We start from the raw sequence: 20,121 nt of genomic DNA, 5'->3' as shown, positions 1-20,121 counted from the left end.
CCTACCAGCGACACTGCTGGCGCAGCGGCGCCAGCGCCTCTTTCAGCCCGCTCAAGTCGACCCGCAGCACGACGCCGTTAGCGGCCCGAGCCTGAGTGCCGTTGTCGGCCCGTACCTGCAGCTCGCGATGGCCAATCCAGCGCTTGAGCTCCTCGATGGCGGGCAAACCGCGGCCATATTCGAGCAACAGACCCTGATCCCGGATAAACCAGCTCTGGGAGCCGGCACTCGGCTGACCATCCAGCTCGACCAGCACCTTCTCCCCTGCCCAGGGGGTGTCCAGCCGCAGCCGGATATGGGTGATGCTGTCGACACAACCGATGGAGAGCGTCGCCCCGCGCAAGGCGGGACGGGTGAGCGTCTCGCTGTCACGGCCTTCATCGTGTTGCAACAGGAAAGGAGGGCTGTCCGGCGTGCGGGCCTGCTCCTGTGCCCAGATGGCCTGCCAGGCGGCAGACTTGGGGGCGCCCCCCTCATTCGTCTGGGTCAGGCCATTGCCGAGGGCGTCGTAGCAGGCGAGCCGGATCAGCGGCGATGGCTCGCGGCGGCACGCCTGCCAAGACGCCATATCGAGCGGGGCCACGGCGCCGCTGGTGGCCAGCAACAGCGGCAACAAGCCGAGGATGCTCATCAGTTCACCTCCAGTTTCTGGCACTTGTGATCCAGGGTGCGTTTGGGAATATTCAGGCTCTCGGCCACCAGCATGCGATTGCCCTGGAAGTAGCGCAGGCGCGCCTCGATGACCGAGGCCTCGTACTGCTGCATGGCCCGGCGCAGATCCCGGATGTGGTTGTAGTCGTCCATGGAGCCGGGCAACTCGACACAGACCCGCTCTTTCAGCTCGGGGGGCAAGGCCTCCAGCACCACCTCTTCCCCGTGACGGGTGTGGGCGCAGGCGACCTCCAGCAGATTGCGCAGCTCGCGCACGTTGCCGGGGAAGTCATAATTTTGCAGCTGCTTCAAGAACTTGCGCTGCAACCCTGCCAGGGTCTTGCCATCCTGGGCGGCAAACTGGGCCATGAAGTGCTGGCACAAGAGCGGCACGTCGTCCATGTGCTCCCGCAGGGGGGCGATCAGCAGCAGACACTGGCAGAGGCGGTGATAGAGATCGGCCCGGAACTGCCCCTCCTCCACATGGCGGGTGAGCGGCTGATGAGTGGCGGCGATGAGGCGAAAATCGGAGTGGCACTCCTGCTCGGCCCCAAGCGGCCGGTAACTGCGGGTTTCGAGCACCCGCAGCAGCTTGGCCTGCATGGCGGCGGGCATGTCCCCCACCTCGTCCAGAAACAGGGTGCCCCCATTGGCCTGGGCCACCAGCCCGGTCTTGTTGGCAAGGGCGCCGGAGAAGGCCCCCTTCTGATAACCGAACAGCTCGCTCTCGATGAGGTTTTCCGGAATGGCGGCGCAGTTGATGGCCACAAACGGCTTGGCCGCGCGATCCGAGCACTGGTGCACCAGCCGGGCGACCACCTCCTTGCCGCTGCCGGTCTCCCCCTGAATGAGCACGGTCAGCTTGTGCTGGCCCGCCAGGCTTATCTGCTCGCGCAGGCCGCGGATCACCGCCGACTGGCCGATCAGCTGATCACCGAGCAGCTTCTCATGCTGGCGCAGTCGCTCCCCCTCGCCCTTCATCTGGCGCAGGGAGTCGCGCAGCATCCCCTGATCCCGCCGACTGCGCCCCAGATCGCGGATCAGGGTGAGCTGGTTGCAGAATACCTGTGACAACAGGGCCAGTTCGGGGCGCTGTGTCCACTCCTGCAGCACATCGCCGCTGTCCATCATGGCCAGCACGGCAAACGGCTTTCCGTTGCCATCATTGAGGGGAAAGGCGTGCAGGCCGCACTGCTGACCCAGGTTGGCCAGCAGGGTGCGGAACGCTGTGTGCTCGATGCGGGCACCGCCGTGCAGGGAGTCCCAGGTGCGGGACTGGGCCTTGTGCAGCACATAGGCGAGCGGGTGGGAGAAATCATCCACCGCCAGCGCCAACGCCACCTTCTGCCCCTTGACCCAGCCGGTGCATTCGAGCTGGCGCCCGCTCACGTCCAGCATGCCGAGCAGTATCCCCTTGGGCTGAAAGCTGGCATTGAGGGTCGAGGTCCACCAGTGACACAGGTGCTGCTCATCGCGCTGCTGCGTCAAGGCGAGGGCAAATGCGAGGGCTTGTTCCATGTTCAGCCCTCCACCTCGGCCACGAACTGGCGCTCGCTCACAGAGAAACGTACCCGCTTGATGGGCTCACCGGCCGAGAGGCGCTGCAGCAGTTGCAGGGAAACCGGCGGCAGCAGGGCACCATCGATGACGGATTCCAGCATGCGGGCGCCGTTCTCGCTGCGATTGGCGCGGCGCAGTATCTCCTCGGCCACCTCGTCTTCCAGCACCACCTCGGCGCCGAAGCGATCCTTGAGCAGCTTGACCAGCCGGTTGAGCTTGCCGCCGACGATCTGTACCAGGGTATCGTGACCGAGCGGCAGGTAGGGGATCACCTCCATGCGCGCCAGCAGCGCCGGCTTGAAGAAGGCGGCGAGCTCGGGGTAGAGCGCATCCAGCAGATCATCGGGCTGCTCGGCATGATCGACTATGGTCTGGAAGCCGAGGTTGGAGGTGAGGAAGAAGACCACGTTCTTGCAGTCGATGATGCGCCCTTCCCCGTCGGCCAGCTCGCCCTTGTCGAACGCCTGATAGAAGAGGTTGAGCACGTCCGGATGGGCTTTTTCCACCTCGTCCAGCAGCACCACCGAATAGGGCTTCTGCCGGATGGCCTCGGTCAGCACGCCCCCCTCGCCAAAGCCGACATAACCGGGAGGCGAGCCGATAAGACGGGAGACTGTGTGTTTTTCCTGATACTCGGACATGTTGATGGTGGTCAGGTACTGGCGACCGCCGAACATCAGCTCGGCAATCTGCAGCACGGTTTCTGTCTTGCCGACCCCGCTCGGCCCCACCAGCAAAAAGGCACCCAGCGGACGGCCCGGGCGGCGCAAGTCGGCGCGAGCGGTCAGCAGGTGTTTGTGCAGATGGGCCACCGCCACATCCTGCCCCTTGATAAGCTCGCCAAGGTATTCCGGCAACCGGGTCACCACGTCTAGCTCCCCCTGGGAGATGCGATTGAGCGGCACCCCGGTCCATTCGGCGATCACGGCCGCCACCTGGGTCTTGTCGACGTGGGCGGAGACCAGCACTTCACCCTGTTGCAGGGCGGCCAGCTCGCGCTCGAGCTCGGCCAGCTTGTCGGCGGCGGCTTGTGGATCCAGCGGCGCATCGGCGAGATCCAGCGCCTCTCTGGTCAGCAGCTCATCTTGCTGATCGGCGAGCAGGGCGGCGCGCAGTTCGACAATCTGGTGCACCAGCCCCTGCTGCTGTTGCCACTGGGCCTCCTGCTCGGCCAGCGACTCGCGGCAAGCCTGCTGGGCGGCCTGCAGTTCGGCGAGACGCTCGTCATTGTCACCGAGACCTATCAGGCTCTGGCGCTCCAGCTGACGGATCTCCAGCTCGCGCTGGCGCAACGCGTTTTGCAAATGGCTGACGGCGCGCGGCGGCGTGGTCAGGTTGATGGCCACCCGGGCACAGGCGGTATCGAGCACGTCGATCGCCTTGTCCGGCAACTGACGACCGGAGATGTAACGGGCGGAGAGCTGGGCGGCGGCCTGCAGCGCCTCCTCGTCGATCAGCACACCATGGGCCTTCTCGTAGATGCTGCGCAGGCCGCGCAGTATCACTGTGGCCTCGTCGGCATTGGGCTCACCCACCTTCACCAGTTGGAAGCGGCGCGACAGGGCTGCGTCTTTTTCCACGTATTTCTTGTACTCGCCCCAGGTGGTGGCGGCTATGGTACGCAGCTCGCCCCGGGCCAGGGCCGGCTTGATGAGGTTGGAGACATCCAGCCCGCCGGCCTGATTGCCGGCCCCGATCAGGGTGTGGGCCTCATCGATGAAGAGGATGACAGGACGCACCGAATCCTTGACCTCCTGCATCACCCCTTTAAAGCGCTTCTCGAACTCCCCCTTGACCGAGGCGCCCGCCTGCATGGTGCCAAGATCCAGCGTCATCAGCTCCACCTCGCGCAATTTCTCGGGCACCTGGCCCGCCACGATGCGCAGGGCCAGCCCCTCGATCAGGGCACTCTTGCCCACCCCGGCCTCCCCCACGACTATGGGGTTGTTCTTGCGACGACGGGAGAGGATGTCGATCATCAGATCGATCTCGTGATCCCGGCAGAGCACGGGATCCAGGCTGCCCTGACGGGCCTGTTCGGTGACGTTGACGGTGAAGCGGGCCAGCAGGCTGGCATCGGCCGGCAGTGCTGCCTGGGTGGGATTGCCGTTGGCAGAAACAGTCACTTGGGTCTCGGCAGATTCTTTGACCCACTCATCGAACTGCTGGCGCAGCAGCTCGCGATTGACGTTGGCCAAGAGCCGGGTCACAGACCCCGGCAGGTAACGCTGCGGAGTCATCAAGAGCACCAGCAGCATGACGCCGCTGCGAAGCTGGGCGTGTTGCAGCTCGGCCGAGGCCAGCAGCCAGCTGTCTTGCAGCCACTCCACCAGCAGTGGCGAGAAGGAGGGATAAGCCTGGCCATAGCCAGTATCCACCGCCGAGGGTTGCAGCAGGGTTCTGAGTGCGTCGACCTCCACCTCGGCCACTTTCAGGATCTGGCGCACATCGCTGAGTGGGGTTTCCAGCATCTTGAGCAGCAGGTGCTCGATGCGGATCTCGGCCCCCTGATGGTTGACGCAGAGGGCCGCAGCCTCCTCCAGCATGTGACGGCAGATGGGGTTGAGTCTTTCCACCAGTACGGGTAGCTCTATACGAATCAAGGCGTGCTCTCCTCAGAATAATTATTTTAATAATTCGCCCAGTTGACGCAGTACGTCCTGGGTCTGGTTATTGAGTTGGTGGTGATAGAGGCCAAAGATGATGGCCAGGATCAGGGCCCCGCCCATGAACAGGCTGCGCAGGGAAATCTGCTTGCGCAGCTGGTAGCGGGAAGCCTGACGGCCGAGGTCGAGGTGAAACACGCTGGGTGCCTCACCGCTCGCCTCGGGAGCAAGCTGCTTGTGCAGCTGTTTGACGATCCGCTCAAACTCCCCTTGTCCCTTGCTCATCACCTTGTAGCGCCCCTCGAAACCGAGGCACAGGCACAGGTAGATGAACTCCAGGATGTCGCGGTAGCGCACCGGATCTTCCTGCAGGCGGGTGAGCAGCACGAACACCTTCTCGCCGCCCCAGGTCTCGTTGTGAAAGCGGGTCAGCAAGGAGTGCTCGGACCACTCGCTCTGGCTGCCCCAGTCGCGGCCCATCACGGCCTCGTCGATGAAGGTACAGAGGATGTAGCGAAACGAGAGGACGACGCCGTTCTCGTAGCCCTGGGCCATCAGCTCCTGTTCGATGGCCTGGATCTCGGTCACCACCCGCTGATAGAGCTCCGGCACCCTGTCGTAGCGCGACAGCAGGCGCACCCGCTGCACCAGCCCCAACAAGGGGGTCACCGCATCTATCATGGGGTTGATGCTCTGGCCGCGCAGGCGGAACCAGTAGTCCGAATCCATGTCCAGCTGCTCGGCATGATCGAACAGCAGGTCGCTGAGTTGCTCGTTCTTGATAATGTCCGTGGTCATCTCTGCTTATTCCTTGATGCGATCACTGGCTGCGAATGGCCCAGAGCTGCATGTCGAGCTCCGGGAAGTCGCCGGCGATGTGGAAGGCGAGCGTGTTGCTGACCGCCAGCATCTGCCAGGCAGGGCTCTGACGGTCGAGCTGGAAGTAGCTGTAACCGGCGTGATAGGGCAGTTGACGCGGCGCCACCGGCAGCGGCAGCAGCGGAATGCCGGGCAGTTGCAGGCTGATGAGCTCGCGGATCTTGTCGCTGGAGGCCACCTTGGTCTGCTGCAGCAACTGCTTGCGCAACTGCTCCTGCGGCATGCGGGCACGCACCGCCAGCACGAAGTCGGCGCTTTGCATCAACTCGCTCTCGTTGACCATGGCCACCATGACGCCGTACTGGTGCTTGCGCAGCTGGATGGAGACGGCGCGCGGCGACAGCACTGTACTGAGCGCCTGACGCAGGGCCAGCATCACGGGCTCGAAGCTCACCTGCTGATCGTCGTGACGATAGGCGGCAAACTCGGGCGGCAGGCGGGATTCATCGGTGAAGGTCATCAGCTCGCCACACAGCTGCACCAGCGCCTCGTGCAACCGCTCCGGGTGCAGGGTGCCAAGACGCGAGAGGTGCGACAGCTGGGGCTGGGCCCGGTTGAGCAGTTGCAGCATCATGAACTCGGCCACGTCGGCGACCCCCTGCTGACCCGGCGCGGCAATGCGCTGGGAGAGGCTGCGGGCCCGCTCGGCCACCAGCCCCGCCGATTCGCCGAGGAAGCGCTTGAGGGTCGGGATGGCGGAGACGCTGATGCTGCAGGGCATAAAATTGGGATCCAGCACCAGACCGCCGTCCGGGCGCTTGTCCAGAATGCGGGCGATGGCGAGCGAGGCATAGGCGCTGCGATCTTCGCGCTCCAGCATCAGCCGCAGGCTGACCCGTCCCACTTCCAGGGAGACCACATCACCCCCCTCGCTGTGCAGATCCCGCACATCGTGGCGATGGGCCTGCAACCGAGTAGCGACCTGGCCGCCCTGATTGACCTCGTTGACCCCGCTCACCGACAGCGGCAGCGCCAGATAGACCTTCTGGTTGGCGACCGAAGCATCGGTGATCTCCAGCGGCGCCGGCAGCATGTCGTCATTGGGAATATTGAAGACGGTGCCATCGGGCAAAATGCCTGTGGCCCCCACCAGGGCGATGCGGCCAAACCCCAGGTAATCCTCGTTGATGGCCAGCGACTGCAAGCCATAGAAATAGTCGGACAGCGCGCTCAGGCGAGCGTGCAGCGCATACTCTGAATGTCTTTGTTGTTGCTGGAAGTGCTGGGGCTTGATGAAGAGCCCCTCACGCCAGATAACCCGATTTCGACTCGACATGGTTATTCTTCTTCTTTTTGCAGTTCCACTTCATCCAGACGCAGATGAACCAGAATTTGATAGGCACGGCCCATGCTCTTGACCTTGATGACCTTGCGCCACTCGGCACTGTCCGGATCGGCGTAACGTGCGATCACCCCGATGTAACGGGTCTTCTCATCGAGCTTGATGGGCGGCAGATACTTGAACTGGCCGGGCAGCAATGTGTAGTCCTGATGATCCAGGTAGTTCTTGCCAAGGGCCTTCTCCACATCCGCCGTCACCTGGTCATAGTCGGTGGCGAGCAGCTTGGAGTCTTCGGCCAGCACCACCACCTGAAACTCGATGGGCGCCGCCTCCCCGCTCTCGTTGGGATTGACGTCAGGCTCCGCCAGCAGGCTCAGCCCCAGGGTGGAGGGCTGGTCGCCATTGCTGCCCACCTGGATATCCGGATCCATAGCCACGTCGGCCATCTTGCCCATGGTGGTACAACCAGCCAGGGCCAGCAGACAGGCCCCCAGCATCAGCGCACGTATCATCAAATCAGTCCCTGTTGCTGACGCACGGCCTGGTCATACGCCTGGGCATAGACCTGATGGAACAGCTTGTCGAACCCCTGCTGACGGGCAGAGGTCAACTCGCGGTAGTAGTGCTGGTACATGTTCCAGGCCCAGCCTTCGTCGGCCACACCCGGTGCACCGGTACGACGGTAGTGTTCGAACCGCCCGAGCAGCGCCTCTGGCGAAAACGCCTGCAATATGCTGTCAAGGGCCGCGCCTATGGCCTGCTGGTTCGCCACGTGATGAATGCGCACATTGCGCAGACTCTCGGCCACCGCCGCCGGGGCGGTCAGATGCACCGGGCTCTTCTGCTCGGCGAACATCACCGCCAGGGTCTCGTCATAGTCGAGCCCGAGCCGCAGCGGGTTGTCCTCGATGGGGCGCAGGTGCCGATCCGCCAGCGCAGCCTGATCGATCTGCAACTGCAGCAGCCCTTCCACCATGGCACGCACCGTCTTGCCCATCTCTTCGAGCATGTCGTGGGCCTGCTGGGTATCCTGCAGTTGCAGGGACTGACCCAGGCCGCGCATCAAGGGAGTCAGCGCCACGTGATCCATCCCATCCAGCTGAGGGTGGTAGTCGGGGTGATTCTCTATGGTGGGCATATCCAGAAATTCTTGGTTCATGGTGTTCTCGACGGCAGAAAAAGGGGCGAGGGATACGGCATCCATATCCGGTTGTGAACGCAGGGGTGCCTGCAGGCGGGAGTCCGCCAGCGGGGACGGCGCCGAGCGCTCCTGCTGCAGCGCCAGCAAGGGGTCGACGGCCAGGGTGTGCGGATCGGTCATGGTCTGAGCACCGAGCTCATCGCTGGCCAGCCACTCATCGAGCTGCTCGGAGGGGCGGTTGCCCAGCACCTGTTGCAGGCTCTGCTCGGGGGAGATGGCCCCCAGGTAGGCCCGCATCCGGAACGGGCCGACGATCAGTTCGTCACCCTGCTCGAGATGCACCTTGCGGGCCCGCCCTATGGGCGAGGTCGCACCGTTGATGTAAGTCTGGCCACTCAGATCGCACAGGCAAAAGCGACCGTCGTTGAGCTCGACGCGAGCGTGAGCCGGCATGACGGCCCCCAACCTGTCTCTCAGTTGCCAGTCGTCCTGCTCGGAGGCGCCCAGAGTGCCCCCCATCTCGTCGAAGCGGTACTGCACCTGCTGGCTGCCATCGAGCTGCTCGCTGTTGAGCACCACCAGGGAAAGTTGCTGGTTAAAGTCGTCCACATTCACTCCTGCACTGATTCCGACACTGAATTTCCTGCGCTTATTCCTGTACACAGATAGTCACAAACGGCTCACTCGGCGGTTGGCCGAGAAAGGTACTCCAGCCCAGGCGCGCACTCTGCTCCTCCCCCAATCGCAACCCCCGGGCCTGCTCCTGGCCGAAGCCGAGTCGCAGATCCCAGGCCAACTGGTCGCGCAGGATGAAGGAGACAAAGGTCACCAGGGCGTGAAAGTACTCCCCGTTCGGGAGAAACCCGAGAAACTGGCCAAAACTCAGGCTATTGATCTTCAATAAAAACTTGCCGGCGCAGTCGTTCACCTTGTCACCGATGACAAAGTCGCTGCCCAGGGTGGCGCAAGCGCTGCCCAGCCGGTTTTGCTGATCCTGCTGGATGGGCACCTTGCGCCACTGCCAGGCACTCACCTCCACATCCGCCAGATCGAAACAGTGCGCCACCAGACCAGCTACCACCTCGGGGGAGCGGCTGGGGCTGGCCAGCATGCCCGCATAAGAGAGCATCTTGGCGCGGTTGACCGGCAGGCTCTGGCAGACCGCCTCGTTGCCGAGCCCCACCAGGGCGAACATCAGGCGGGAAAATCCATCCTCGCCGTTGTCCTGAAAACGGACGTGATAGCGATACTTGCGCCAGATCCGGTGCAGCAGCGTCAGCAGACGGTGATGAAAGAAGTCCAGAAACAGACCCAGCTTCGGCTCCCCCTGCGCGTACTCCCACGCCAGCGAGTCGAGGTAATAACCGGGCATGGGAGACTGGCTGCCATGCAGGCCGAGGAAGGCCACCTCCAGCTCGTGGCGCCCCTTGCCATCTCTACCTATCTGCAACACGTCGCTGGTGGGAAAACCCAGGGACGCGGTCGCCTTGAAGCGGATGTTCTCGTCACTCGGCAGATGGTCGAGGCCGCGCTCCTGATCGGCACCGTCCAGCCGGTTGAGCAGCTCAACCAGCTGGAAGAAGTTGAAGCGAGGTGCGTCCCTGGCGGACGTCACATCAGGGAGTGCTGACCGATCTGGACTGGCCATTGATAGCGCTCCTTGTTGTCGAGATTGACCACCTCAAGCAGGTGGAAGGCGTTGACGCTGGCGTACAGCGAGAAGAAGTGCGCCAGCACTGTGCTGAACAGGTAGAGCTCTCCTTCGCTGCCAAAAGCGGACTGGCGAATGGAAAGCACCGACTTGAGTCCGCGCACCGGCATGCCCCGCACCAGACGGTCGACCGGGGTGGTTTCGATCTCCTCGATCCCCGCCAGCCGCTTGCGTGACGCCTGCTCCGCCTGCTTGTCATGCAGCGCGGGGAAATCGTAGGTGCGCAGCACCTGCACCAGGGCATCCCGCCGCAGCAGGGAGACATAGTTGAGCGACAGGTTGGAAATCAGCGTCCAGTGCAGACTGCCATCCAGTGCCGGGCGCAGTGGCCGGGTCGGCCTGATCAGGTTGCGAAAGGTGGCAAACGAGGGCGAGCTGCCGGTCGGCACGCAGATGCTGCCGACCTTGAGACGAGCGGCGCGGGAGCGATTGGTGCAGGTGAGCGTGACCGAGATCGACTCATCCAGATCGACAGTGGTGGTTTCATCACCCCGCACGAACGAAAGGCTGTGCTCGAAACCATCGCCGCTGACCGACTCTCTGACCCGCACCCGGTAATAGAGCGCCAGCCTGTGCTTGGCACGCTCAATCTGGTGCTGGAAACTCTCGAACGGCTGATAGATGCGCGGCGTGCCGCGGGAGCGGCCCAGATTGCCCTCGACCCAGCCCTCAACCTGATCCACCGAGAAGATCTCGAAACTGTCGGCATGGCGATAACTCGCCTTGAGGGGATACTCCGCCTGACGGCCATTGAGATTGACCGGTTCACTGTCGTGCTGGAACAAGTTGATGGCCGGCACGCAGTTGAGCATGAAGGAGTCGGGACGGATCTTGAGCTCCGCCGGCAGGGGCCGATCGAAGCAGAAGTGGATCTTGAATTCACTCACCGGCAACGGCTGTTTGGGCCACTCGCCACCCGAGAGTTCAAAGAAGAGGAAGCTTTCCGGAAAGCAGAAGTACTCCTGCAGGATCCGGTAGCCGGAATAGACGTTGTTCGGGTAAGGCAGGAGCGCATCATCACGCTCGAAGCCGACCGATTTCAGCGCCTTGGCCTCCTGGCGAAAGCGCTTGCCATCGATCTCCAGCTCGATATGGGAGAGCTGGTTGGAGAGCCAGAAGTAGAGTTCATAGGCGGTATAGCTGTCGCCACCGAGGAAGAAACGCAGCTTGTCCAGCTGCAGTTCGCTCAATGGCAGGGGGGCATGCAGGGCGATATCCAGCGAGATGGTGGAGAGATCGTTACCACTTTGCGCCGAAATATGATGGATATCTGCGGGATAGACCCAGGTATCGTGACAGGTCTGAAAATGACAGGTCACCTCGTCGATGGGCAGGCTGTCGAGCTGGCAACCCTGCCTGACCAGCGCCGGTTGGGCGATGGCCCCCGGAATGACCGAAAACTGCATTATGGTCATGCTGGGTACGGGACGCAGATAGTTGGGCCAGAGCATATTGAGCAGACCATGGGTCAGCTCGGGGAACTCATCCTCGATCTTGGCGCGCAGATTGCCCGTGAGAAACGCAAAGCCTTCCAGCAGGCGTTCCACATCCGGGTCGGTATTCTGCTCCGACAGAAAACGGGTGAGTTCGGGATAGGCATCGGCAAATTCGCGCCCCTGCAGGCGCAAAAATGCCAACTCATCCCTGAAGTAATGTTCCAGCGACATTGATCAGACCATGCGGTAGTGACGGTGACTGTCCATATGGACATTGAACGAGGTAACCTGCTCGATATGCTCCAGCCTCACGTGGGCCGTCACCTGAAACGACATCTCAAGCGGACTCGCCTGATGGTCGGGTGAACGCACATCCACTTGAATGATCCGCGGTTCATAACGACGGATGCATTGCCGGATCGCCTCACGGATCCGCCCCTTGATGTCCGCACTGCCCTGTGTGGCGTCATTGAGATCGATGACACCCAGATCGGGAGCACTGCGGCAATTGCCGGGACGGGTGTTGAGAATTTGGTCGAGCTGCCGCTTGACAGAATCGACCAGTTCATCAACTTCCGAATGGGGGGAAGAGCCAAGCCCCTCCCCCCGGATACGATCAAACAGACTGGCCGCATTTCCTCTATCCCAGGAAGAGAGATACGGCATCGGGCATTATTCCTTGTCCAGTCGACCTACCAGAGACAGCTCGAAGCTGGCCCCCATGTACTTGAAGTGCGGACGCACGGCCATGGCAACCTGGTACCAACCCGGCTCACCTTCCACGTCCAGCACCTTGATCTGGGCTGCACGCAGCGGGCGACGGCTACGTACGTCTGCCGGCGGGTTCTCTTGATCGGCAACGTACTGCTTGATCCAGCCATTCAGTTCACGCTCCAGATCCTGACGCTCCTTCCAGGAACCGATCTGCTCGCGCTGCAACACCTTGATGTAGTGTGCCAGGCGATTGATGATGAACATGTAGGGCAGCTGGGTGCCCAGCTTGTAGTTGGTCTCCGCTTCCTTGCCTTCCTTGGTGTTCGGGAACACCTTGGGCTTTTGTACCGAGTTGGCAGAGAAGAAGGCCGCATTGTCACTGTCTTTGCGCATGGTCAGGGTGATGAAACCCTCTTCTGACAACTCATACTCACGACGATCGGTAATGAGCACTTCGGTCGGGATCTTGGCTTGTAGCTGACCCATGGCCTCATAGACATGCACCGGCAGATCGTGGATGGCACCACCGCTCTGCGGACCTATGATGTTTGGACACCAGCGATACTTGGCGAAGCTGTCGGTCAGGGAGGTTCCCATCAGATAGGCGGTATTGCCCCACAGGTAGTGGTCGTGATCCGAGCTGATGTCTTCCTGATAGTTGAAACCCTTGATGGGATTTTCGGTCGGGTCGTACGGCAGCCGGGCCAGGAAACGCGGTGCGGTCAGCCCCAGGTAGCGGGCATCCTCCGACTCGCGCAGGGAACGCCACTTGGTGTAGGACGGGCCTTCGAAGACCGACTTGAGGTCCTTGATGGACGGCAGATCGGTAAAGCTGTCAACGCCGAAGAAGGCGGGGGCAACCGAAGAGATAAAGGGGGCATGGGCCATGGCACCGACGGCACTGACATACTGCATCAGCTTGATATCGGGTGAACTGTGAGTGAAGGCATAATCACCTATTACGGCACCGACGGGCTGACCGCCAAACTGACCATAACCTGTCGAGTAAACATGCTTGTAGAGGCCGGACTGGGTGATCTCTGGTGAGAATTCGAAATCTTCCAGCAACTCTTCCTTGGTCGCATGCAGTACCTGAATCTTGATGTTTTCACGAAAATCGGTGCGATCCACCAACAACTTGAGTGAACGCCAGGAAGACTCCAGCTCCTGCAATTCTTTGGCGTGCAGGATCACGTCCATCTGCTTGCTCAGCTTCTTGTCGAGCTCGACAATCATGCTGTCTACCAGCGCCTTGTTGACCGGATCGCTTGTGGTGCCGTTATCAAGGATATTGGCGATCAAGGCGGCAACACCTTGCTTGGCAACACTGTAGCCTTCATCGACCGGGGTGATGCGAGCTTGTGCCATGATTTCGTCCAGCAAGGACGAAGGGGCAGCACTCGCCCCCGTTTGAACCTGTTCTTCGACCAAAGACATGTTTTTTCCTTTCTCGTCAATCAATCCAACCAGCCGATCACTCGGCAGGCTTAATCAAATCCAGCTCCTTGAGCAGTTGCTCACGAGCCTCATCACTGGACAGCAGGTCCTGCAAACGATTGCGGAAGGAGGGAATATTTCCCAATGGCCCCTTCAGTGCAACCAAGGCTTCACGCAGCTCTAGCAGCTTGCGCAGCTCGGGAACTTGCTGGGCAACACTGTCAGGGGTGAAGTCTTCCAGAGACTGGATCTTGATCGAAACCGGCATTTCGTCCTGGCTGTTCTCCTCCAGGCGATTGGGAACGGAAAACTTCAGTTCCAGTGCCGATTCTTTCATGACGGAAGAAAAATTATTCTTGTCGATGGAGACGGTCTGACGCTCTTCGAGAGGCGTTTCCTCAGTACGTCCCTTCATATTGCCTACCACCATCATGGTCAGCGGAAGCTCTATCTCCGCCTGTTGACCACCTGTTGCCGGCACATATTTGATATTGATACGTTCTTTGGGCGCAACAGTGGCGCCGTCAATTCCTTTTCCCATGCTCTAAATACCAAGTTAAGGGTCAACCAAGACCCTAAAGCTTATAGCCAACGCCCTCACCAGCAACTGTAAGAAATGACAGTTGACTGAACCACCTGTAGTCACAAGGTGGGAGAAACATCAGCCGACGATGCATTTTTGACATACCAGAGTCAAAGCTCTAATCATCAAAAACACAATATGCATCTTGTTATCTATACAACCCTATCATGCCTCTACTCTTCGTTAGAGGTCATATTGGCTTAAGAGCCATTTGCGCCGCATGGTATATGCGAGCATTATGTCAAGTCAATTAATTCTTAATTAATGATATATTTAAAAAATATTACAACCAAATAAAACACAATAAAAACACAATAAAAACAATAACTTAACCACGTTATCGCTTATCGAAAATCAACATTTACATGTTCTATGAAGTACGTTTGAAACTGAATCGATGCATCCTCCAAGAGCATTTCATTATCATTTACTCTTGTCATTTACACGCTAACGACAGAACCAGACGTGACAATATAAGAAAATATGTAACAAAAGGTTGCATAGCGAACACAAAAAGTCCCTTCATCATATCGAGTAATGAAGGGACTGACGAACACTTGACTGTTTAAAGAATGTTGCCAACAACCATGGTGTATATATTGGGTTTATGCGTTAATGGCATTAAGTCATCACACACAACCTATTTCTTATCGTTCACTCACTAACTCTCCAATTTCTTCCCTTGAGCGAGTGCCACGAACCAATGCTGGGCCAGCTTCTGACCGGCACTCTTTTCCTTCTCTGTCATGCCTTTTTCCAGCTCATCACGTGCCTTGGTTGCATCATGATTGCCATCCGTAGCCGCGAGCAGATACCACGCATAAGCATGCAGTCGATTGCGAGGTGCCCCCAATCCCTGCTCACGCATGATCCCCATGCGATACTGGGCAGATCTATGATGCGCGTTGGCAGCCAATCGATACTGTTTGAGGGCTTGCGCATAATCCTCTTTGCCGCCCAGCCCCAACCGCAGCATCTCACCATAGGCATAGTAGGCATCGACATTGCCCTGCGCTGCCGCCTGCGAAAAACGCTGGCGAGCGGCTGCGAGATCCCCGCGCTCTTGCAGCCATTGCGCCAATGCAAGCTGAGCCTGGCTAAAACCGCCCTCTGCGGCACGCGTCAACCAATGCTCTCGCGCCGCAGCATCGCTCTGTTGCAGGCTCAACTGGTATTCGGCTTCATGAGAACCATTGCCAGCAGCCAGCTCCAGCCAATAACGACCCAAGGCAAGATCCTGAACGACCTTTTCTCCTGCCAGATAAGCCTGCCCCAGCCACAGTTGAGCTGGCGCAGACCCTGCATTGGCAGCCCGCTGATAGAAACTGAACGCCTCCTCAGGTGCAGCCTTGCGTGCCAGGATCAGCAAGGCATCCGGTTGCTGCTGGGCAGCTGCCTTCTCAAACCAGCGCTGCGCCACATCGCTGCGTTTGCTTACCCCCTTCCCCTGCTCGTAGCGTAATCCCAACTGATATTGCGCGTCGCGATTGCCTTGCTCGGCGGCTTTCTCCAACCATTTGACGGCATCCACATCGGCTCCAGGCTGCTTGGCATACCATTGCCCCAGGATCAGTTGCGCTTCGGCATGATCCCGTTTGGCTGCCTGCTCGAACCAGTCGAGGCACTCGCTTACCAGCTTGCCTTTGTGCTGCTGCTGACAATTCCTCCCCAGCTGATAACTGGCTTCACGGTTGCCCAGCTTGGCCGAGCGCTGCCACCAGTTCTCGGCCAATTGAGGATTCTTTGGCTCGCCCAGGCCCACCCGATACCAGCTTCCTACCTGCAGAGCCGCTTTTCCCCGAATGTCGGCATCCGCTGCCAAGGGCCCTGTTTGATCCGCAGCCTGCTTCATCCAGTGCATCGCCTCGGGATAGTCGGGCCTGGCGGCCAGGCGATTAGCCAGTTCATATTGCGCCTTACCCTGCCCCTGGTGGGCGGCTTGAGTCAGTTCGGATTCGGTCTGTAACGTCGTTGTAGTACAAGCGGCGAGCCAATGGGTCGCCAGTACCAACCATAATGTGCGGTATGTCATTGTTTGTATCTGCGAATAATTAAGATGGTAGGGTGGCTGTGTACATAATTATTTCTTACAACCAGATAGACTTTCTATTGCTCATCAACTTTCTTTAAATAGACCTTATTATGGTAATTTCCGTGCTGCCTAAGAATATTATTGCTCGTTCACATGATCCAGCTTGACCAGGTCCAGACCCAGCTTGCTTCCCTCATTTAACAGTTTGTCGAGAATATCGGTTCGACAAATAAATCCTGTATATTGATCTGCATCTATATCCCAAAGCACAACTTCATATCCTCGCGCTTGCAGCCATAAGTCATAAAGCACCAACATGCTCCAAACCGATGCATCCGCACCCGGATCGGAGCAAATAAAATGTTCCTTGATGCCGTGAATATCCGCCAATGCGTTTCCCTGCAGCTCAACTTCCTCGACGTCTCGCCAGTCAATATTGAGACACACCCAATGTTCATTAGAGTTGAATTCAACAAGTGCTGACACAATGCCGCCCTGTAGCTCATCGGCATGGGTATTCATCAGCGCGTTCAATCTGCCGGCTCTGATCTCTTCAGGCAGAGGGGATAGTAAAATTGATAGAAGCCATTTCTTTCTTCGTCTTTCGACATAGACCATGGGAATCAACAGGGGCGACAAGATAATGACGGAGAGGAGCAGGAATAGTTTTTTTATCGCCTTCACCTTTCTTTCTCGATTTTTTCATACAGAGCCAAGGGTGCCAAGCAACACCGCCGCAGCACCAAAACGATGCTCGGTTCGCGATGTATCGATCACGCAGGCAATGCATGATCGATACACTGCGAACTACTCCTGTACCCAGAACAACATGTCGTCCTTGTTGACATGGGTTTGGGAAGGTAAACGCTGCCCTTTGCGAAGCTGCCACTGCTCATCGGTCAGGTTGCAGCGCCAGTTGCCATCCTGCTCCACCATTGAACCCGGCATGGCAATAGGATGTGGGGCTACTCGCAATGCCTGCCATTTCTCTGCAATACCATTGGCTCTGGCATAATCCACCAGATCCTTGGGGTAATAGCGCATGTCTCGATAGCTGCTGTCATCCAGCTCATAAAGCAGGGTGACCAGCGCCGCTTCAAAAGCCCAATAGCCAAAGTAGATGGCATGCTTTGCCTTGTGCCTGTCGTGCCAATAGCACTCTTTACACCCCTTGTACCATCCTTTGAGGTATTGTTTGATGCTCGCCTGACGCTCAACCTTGGTGGGATTTACACCATCTCCCTTGATGGCATCAAATAGCGGGAGATACACCTCGGGAATATAGGATTCTGGGCCTCGAGGGAAGCCAGGATAACCCAAGCGGGCCAACAGTACGCTCCACAGTGGGTCGTCGTCCCCTTCCGGATTCTTACTGATATAACGCACCAACTCGGGCAACATCTCATCCTGGCCATAGAGGATGCTTAATGAAAACATCCAGAGCAGATATTGATAGGCATCTTGCTCCCAGTAATAAAACTGTTCATCTGGAAACTCTTTTTTATGGCGTAAAAACTCTTTAGTGACGACGCCTAGCTGAGCAATAACCTCTTCATGAGAGACCCCGCCAGAATAAAGCAAGATCAGATGTTCAAGATTATCCATAAACATGCCAGCACTGGCACCAGAGCGAGTAGGCAATCCTGCTGGGTCACTCCAGCGTTCATGGTGAGGATCATTTATCCAGCTCCACCACTCCTGGTCAAAATAGAGCGATTCTTTGTAGTCTTCTAGCTGAACCAAGAAGAAATCCTCAGATAATAGTGGATCTCGACGCTGCTCAATAAACGAACTCATTCTCTACTCCTACTTGACCGGGATAGTACCGATAGCATCGGCATTCTTATTCAACTTGGTGATCTGAATCACCTCACCAGACTCATCGACGATCATCAACCAAGATTCATATTTTTGTTTTCTGATATCCGCCAATAGCTTTTTATCTGCTATTTCATCCGGTAATCGCCTTTCTATCCACAAATTGCTCATCTGCTTGCCCGACCCCTTGGTCATCGACAACAACTGGGTGCTCTTGGTGCCATCCTCGTCGATATACTCCCCCCCTGCCGTCCGAAACTTGGTCTCGGTCACCACGTAGGGAGGCGGAGGATTGGTGTTCTTGTAGATACCATCGATGCCCCGCCCTCTGGGCTTGTCATTCAGGCTACGTACCCGGCGATGTTCTGGCAACAGGTTCTCGAACTTGTGATTTGCCATCCAGTTGTCGCTGATGATCTCGCCATAAATCCCTTTCTTGGAGCGGCTCAGGATCTTGAGATCCACTTTGACGACATCATCCGGCAGCGGGTGGATAACGGTGCCACCGGGCACGGCCTTGTAACCAGGGGAATGCTTGACCGCCTCTTTCTCCAATCCCGCGGCAATCTCATCGAGGGATTTGAGCACGGGCCCCATGGCAGCAGGCAACATCTGACCTGCCTGTGACTGCATCTGCAGCACCAGGCGCTGGGATTGTTCCAGCCAGATCCTGACCGATGCTGGTGCCAATCCTTTTACCTTGCCGATCAAACTGGTCAGCGATCTGACGGCATCGTCCAGATAGCCCAGCAGCACGCTGACAGCGATCTGCCCTCTCAACCCCCTGATCTGACCGGCAAATCCTTTCAGAACCTTGTCGAGGCGCGAGATACCCAGCACTTTCTTGACCTTGGGGTCACTGAGAAATGTCAACACGGGTACCATGGCGGGTCTGATCGCCTTGGTGGCATCACCGCCCGTCTTACGGACAAACAGGAAGATGATTTTCAACACCCCCTTGAGCGCAGAACCCAGTGACGGGATCAGACCTATCAGGGTAAAGCTGAGGAAAACCCATTTCTCCGGCTGCTTGGGATCACGGGAAATATCCCGGGCATTGGCAATAAGGTCGCGACAATCCAACACCTGATCGACCACGGGAATAAGACCCAGCACCGCATTGGCGGCGATTTGTCCCGCACTTTGGTTGGGATTGAAATCCCCCTGGAGGGCCTCCCAAATCCACTGCAGGCTGGAAGCAACCCCCTTCTTTACCGCCTCTGCACTTTGTTTGACATAGGCAGCGCCGCCGGACACAGCTTTATCCAGGTGGTCATAGAGCTGCTCAAACAGATCGTTACCGAACATATCAGCCCTCGTCACTCAGACTGTCGAGATGGCCGGTGAGGGCCGAGATGGGCTCACGGGGCAAATCGACAAAGTTGTCCTGCACGTCATAGCTCACAGAAGCAGTACCAGCGGGCACCTCCTCAAGCAGCGCCATACCTTCACCATCCAGAGTGCCCTCCCTCACAGAGCCATCGCTCAACACCGCTTTATAGGGGGTACCTGCCAAGGGCATCAGTTCGGAGTCGAGGTGATAGAACTTCATCCAGTGTTTATTTGGGGCATCCAACATTTCCTCTAAACTCTTGGGGATCTGGCCCGCCCAACCGGAGCCGGAGCCTGGACTGCCGCCCGAGTTCATCTTGATGGTGGGGCCGATCAGAGTGACGCCACCGCCATCGACCTTGATGAAACAGCCACCGACCTTGACGGTAATTTCAGAGCCCGCCTCCAGCACCACCTTGGCGCCGGCCTTGACGTGCACCTCCTGCCCCGCCTGAGTTAGCCAGCTCTGACCGAGTTTTTGATGCATGGACGCATCCACAGTCAGCGAGTAGTCAGCCTTGATATGATCCCGCTTCTCCCCTTCAACGGTCAGATGGTCGTTGCCTAGACTGGGCGGTGCCCCCTCCTCACCCGGCACCTTTCTGACGCGAGTGACCCGCTCATTGTCGATGTCGGTGTGCTGGTCGTGCTTGATGTGCCACGCAGCGTCATTTTCGATCAGGACATTGAGGTCTTTCTGACCGTGGATGTAAATCTCTTCCTGCCCCACCTGGTCTTCAAAGCGCAGCTCGTTGAAGCCCTCCCCCTGGTGGGTCTCGGTGCGCAGCACGGTGCGGGTCTTGTTGGCCGGCAACTCGTAAGGTGGACGATTGGTGGCGTGATAGGTGCGACCGGTCACGATGGGTTGGTCGGGGTCCCCTTCGAGGAAAGAGACGATAACTTCATGGCCGATACGCGGGATGGCCATCATGCCGTATT

At 58.6% G+C, this 20,121-nt stretch carries 17 protein-coding genes; all 17 read right to left on the bottom strand.

Annotated elements, in window-relative coordinates:
- Position 1 precedes the first annotated feature (1 nt).
- Positions 2-631, bottom strand: coding sequence for a type VI secretion system-associated protein VasI (vasI, locus tag AACW87_RS11580; protein ID WP_241326796.1), 630 nt, complete (start codon positions 629-631; stop codon positions 2-4).
- Positions 631-2,169 carry a sigma-54 interaction domain-containing protein gene (locus tag AACW87_RS11575; protein ID WP_241326795.1) on the bottom strand — a complete coding sequence of 513 codons (1,539 nt, stop codon included), beginning with the start codon at positions 2,167-2,169 and terminating at the stop codon, positions 631-633. The genes vasI and AACW87_RS11575 overlap by 1 nt, the downstream gene beginning before the upstream one ends.
- A gap of 2 nt (positions 2,170-2,171) precedes the next feature.
- A complete protein-coding gene (gene tssH, locus AACW87_RS11570; protein WP_241326794.1) occupies positions 2,172-4,814 on the bottom strand; it encodes a type VI secretion system ATPase TssH in 2,643 nt (880 codons plus the stop codon).
- A gap of 21 nt (positions 4,815-4,835) precedes the next feature.
- Positions 4,836-5,615 (bottom strand): type IVB secretion system protein IcmH/DotU, encoded by a 780-nt coding sequence (gene icmH / locus AACW87_RS11565; RefSeq protein ID WP_043135905.1) that lies wholly within the window; start codon positions 5,613-5,615, stop codon positions 4,836-4,838.
- 22 nt (positions 5,616-5,637) lie between these two features.
- Complete coding sequence (tssK, locus tag AACW87_RS11560) at positions 5,638-6,972, bottom strand: type VI secretion system baseplate subunit TssK (protein WP_043556105.1); 1,335 nt, start codon at positions 6,970-6,972, stop codon at positions 5,638-5,640.
- Between the two features lie 2 nt (positions 6,973-6,974).
- Positions 6,975-7,490, bottom strand: coding sequence for a type VI secretion system lipoprotein TssJ (gene tssJ / locus AACW87_RS11555; RefSeq protein WP_042869816.1), 516 nt, complete (start codon positions 7,488-7,490; stop codon positions 6,975-6,977).
- Positions 7,490-8,728, bottom strand: coding sequence for a type VI secretion system-associated FHA domain protein TagH (tagH, locus tag AACW87_RS11550; protein ID WP_241326793.1), 1,239 nt, complete (start codon positions 8,726-8,728; stop codon positions 7,490-7,492). Before tagH ends, tssJ begins: the two co-directional genes overlap by 1 nt.
- Before the next feature lie 40 nt (positions 8,729-8,768).
- The gene (gene tssG / locus AACW87_RS11545; protein WP_241326792.1) at positions 8,769-9,767 is read right to left on the bottom strand and encodes a type VI secretion system baseplate subunit TssG; all 999 of its coding nucleotides are present in this window, start codon (positions 9,765-9,767) and stop codon (positions 8,769-8,771) included.
- Positions 9,731-11,497, bottom strand: a complete 1,767-nt coding sequence (gene tssF / locus AACW87_RS11540) for a type VI secretion system baseplate subunit TssF (RefSeq protein WP_042869813.1) — start codon at positions 11,495-11,497, stop codon at positions 9,731-9,733. The genes tssG and tssF overlap by 37 nt, the downstream gene beginning before the upstream one ends.
- A 3-nt stretch (positions 11,498-11,500) precedes the next feature.
- Positions 11,501-11,932 carry a type VI secretion system baseplate subunit TssE gene (gene tssE / locus AACW87_RS11535; RefSeq protein ID WP_241279042.1) on the bottom strand — a complete coding sequence of 144 codons (432 nt, stop codon included), beginning with the start codon at positions 11,930-11,932 and terminating at the stop codon, positions 11,501-11,503.
- Between the two features lie 6 nt (positions 11,933-11,938).
- Complete coding sequence (gene tssC, locus AACW87_RS11530; protein WP_241326791.1) at positions 11,939-13,417, bottom strand: type VI secretion system contractile sheath large subunit; 1,479 nt, start codon at positions 13,415-13,417, stop codon at positions 11,939-11,941.
- Between the two features lie 37 nt (positions 13,418-13,454).
- Positions 13,455-13,958, bottom strand: a complete 504-nt coding sequence (gene tssB / locus AACW87_RS11525; protein ID WP_042869806.1) for a type VI secretion system contractile sheath small subunit — start codon at positions 13,956-13,958, stop codon at positions 13,455-13,457.
- A 703-nt stretch (positions 13,959-14,661) separates the two neighbouring features.
- Entirely contained in the window at positions 14,662-16,032 is a 1,371-nt protein-coding gene (locus AACW87_RS11520; RefSeq protein WP_241326790.1) for a tetratricopeptide repeat protein, read from the bottom strand.
- A 138-nt stretch (positions 16,033-16,170) separates the two neighbouring features.
- Positions 16,171-16,716: a DUF6630 family protein gene (locus tag AACW87_RS11515; RefSeq protein WP_241326789.1), complete on the bottom strand. Its 546-nt coding sequence runs from the start codon at positions 16,714-16,716 to the stop codon at positions 16,171-16,173.
- Between the two features lie 123 nt (positions 16,717-16,839).
- The gene (locus tag AACW87_RS11510; protein ID WP_241326788.1) at positions 16,840-17,829 is read right to left on the bottom strand and encodes a PoNi-like cognate immunity protein; all 990 of its coding nucleotides are present in this window, start codon (positions 17,827-17,829) and stop codon (positions 16,840-16,842) included.
- 9 nt (positions 17,830-17,838) lie between these two features.
- Positions 17,839-19,158 carry a hypothetical protein gene (locus AACW87_RS11505; RefSeq protein ID WP_241326787.1) on the bottom strand — a complete coding sequence of 440 codons (1,320 nt, stop codon included), beginning with the start codon at positions 19,156-19,158 and terminating at the stop codon, positions 17,839-17,841.
- A 1-nt stretch (position 19,159) separates the two neighbouring features.
- Positions 19,160-20,121, bottom strand: a 962-nt coding sequence (locus tag AACW87_RS11500; protein ID WP_241326786.1) for a type VI secretion system Vgr family protein, incomplete at its 5' end; no start/stop codon positions are given.

The organism is Aeromonas sp. MR7 (assembly GCF_963899385.1).
GTDB lineage: Bacteria > Pseudomonadota > Gammaproteobacteria > Enterobacterales > Aeromonadaceae > Aeromonas > Aeromonas bestiarum.
Note: the sequence above shows the minus strand (reverse complement) of the source record. Positions and strands in the feature narration are given on the sequence as shown.

Coding starts and splice junctions, on each gene's coding strand:
- vasI (WP_241326796.1), bottom strand. CDS start 631: ATGAGCATCCTCGGCTTGTTGCCGCTGTTGCTGGCCACCAGCGGCGCC.
- tssF (WP_042869813.1), bottom strand. CDS start 11,497: ATGTCGCTGGAACATTACTTCAGGGATGAGTTGGCATTTTTGCGCCTG.
- tssE (WP_241279042.1), bottom strand. CDS start 11,932: ATGCCGTATCTCTCTTCCTGGGATAGAGGAAATGCGGCCAGTCTGTTT.
- AACW87_RS11575 (WP_241326795.1), bottom strand. CDS start 2,169: ATGGAACAAGCCCTCGCATTTGCCCTCGCCTTGACGCAGCAGCGCGAT.
- tssK (WP_043556105.1), bottom strand. CDS start 6,972: ATGTCGAGTCGAAATCGGGTTATCTGGCGTGAGGGGCTCTTCATCAAG.
- AACW87_RS11520 (WP_241326790.1), bottom strand. CDS start 16,032: ATGACATACCGCACATTATGGTTGGTACTGGCGACCCATTGGCTCGCC.
- tssB (WP_042869806.1), bottom strand. CDS start 13,958: ATGGGAAAAGGAATTGACGGCGCCACTGTTGCGCCCAAAGAACGTATC.
- tssJ (WP_042869816.1), bottom strand. CDS start 7,490: ATGATACGTGCGCTGATGCTGGGGGCCTGTCTGCTGGCCCTGGCTGGT.
- tssG (WP_241326792.1), bottom strand. CDS start 9,767: ATGGCCAGTCCAGATCGGTCAGCACTCCCTGATGTGACGTCCGCCAGG.
- AACW87_RS11505 (WP_241326787.1), bottom strand. CDS start 19,158: ATGTTCGGTAACGATCTGTTTGAGCAGCTCTATGACCACCTGGATAAA.
- tssC (WP_241326791.1), bottom strand. CDS start 13,417: ATGTCTTTGGTCGAAGAACAGGTTCAAACGGGGGCGAGTGCTGCCCCT.
- AACW87_RS11510 (WP_241326788.1), bottom strand. CDS start 17,829: ATGAGTTCGTTTATTGAGCAGCGTCGAGATCCACTATTATCTGAGGAT.
- icmH (WP_043135905.1), bottom strand. CDS start 5,615: ATGACCACGGACATTATCAAGAACGAGCAACTCAGCGACCTGCTGTTC.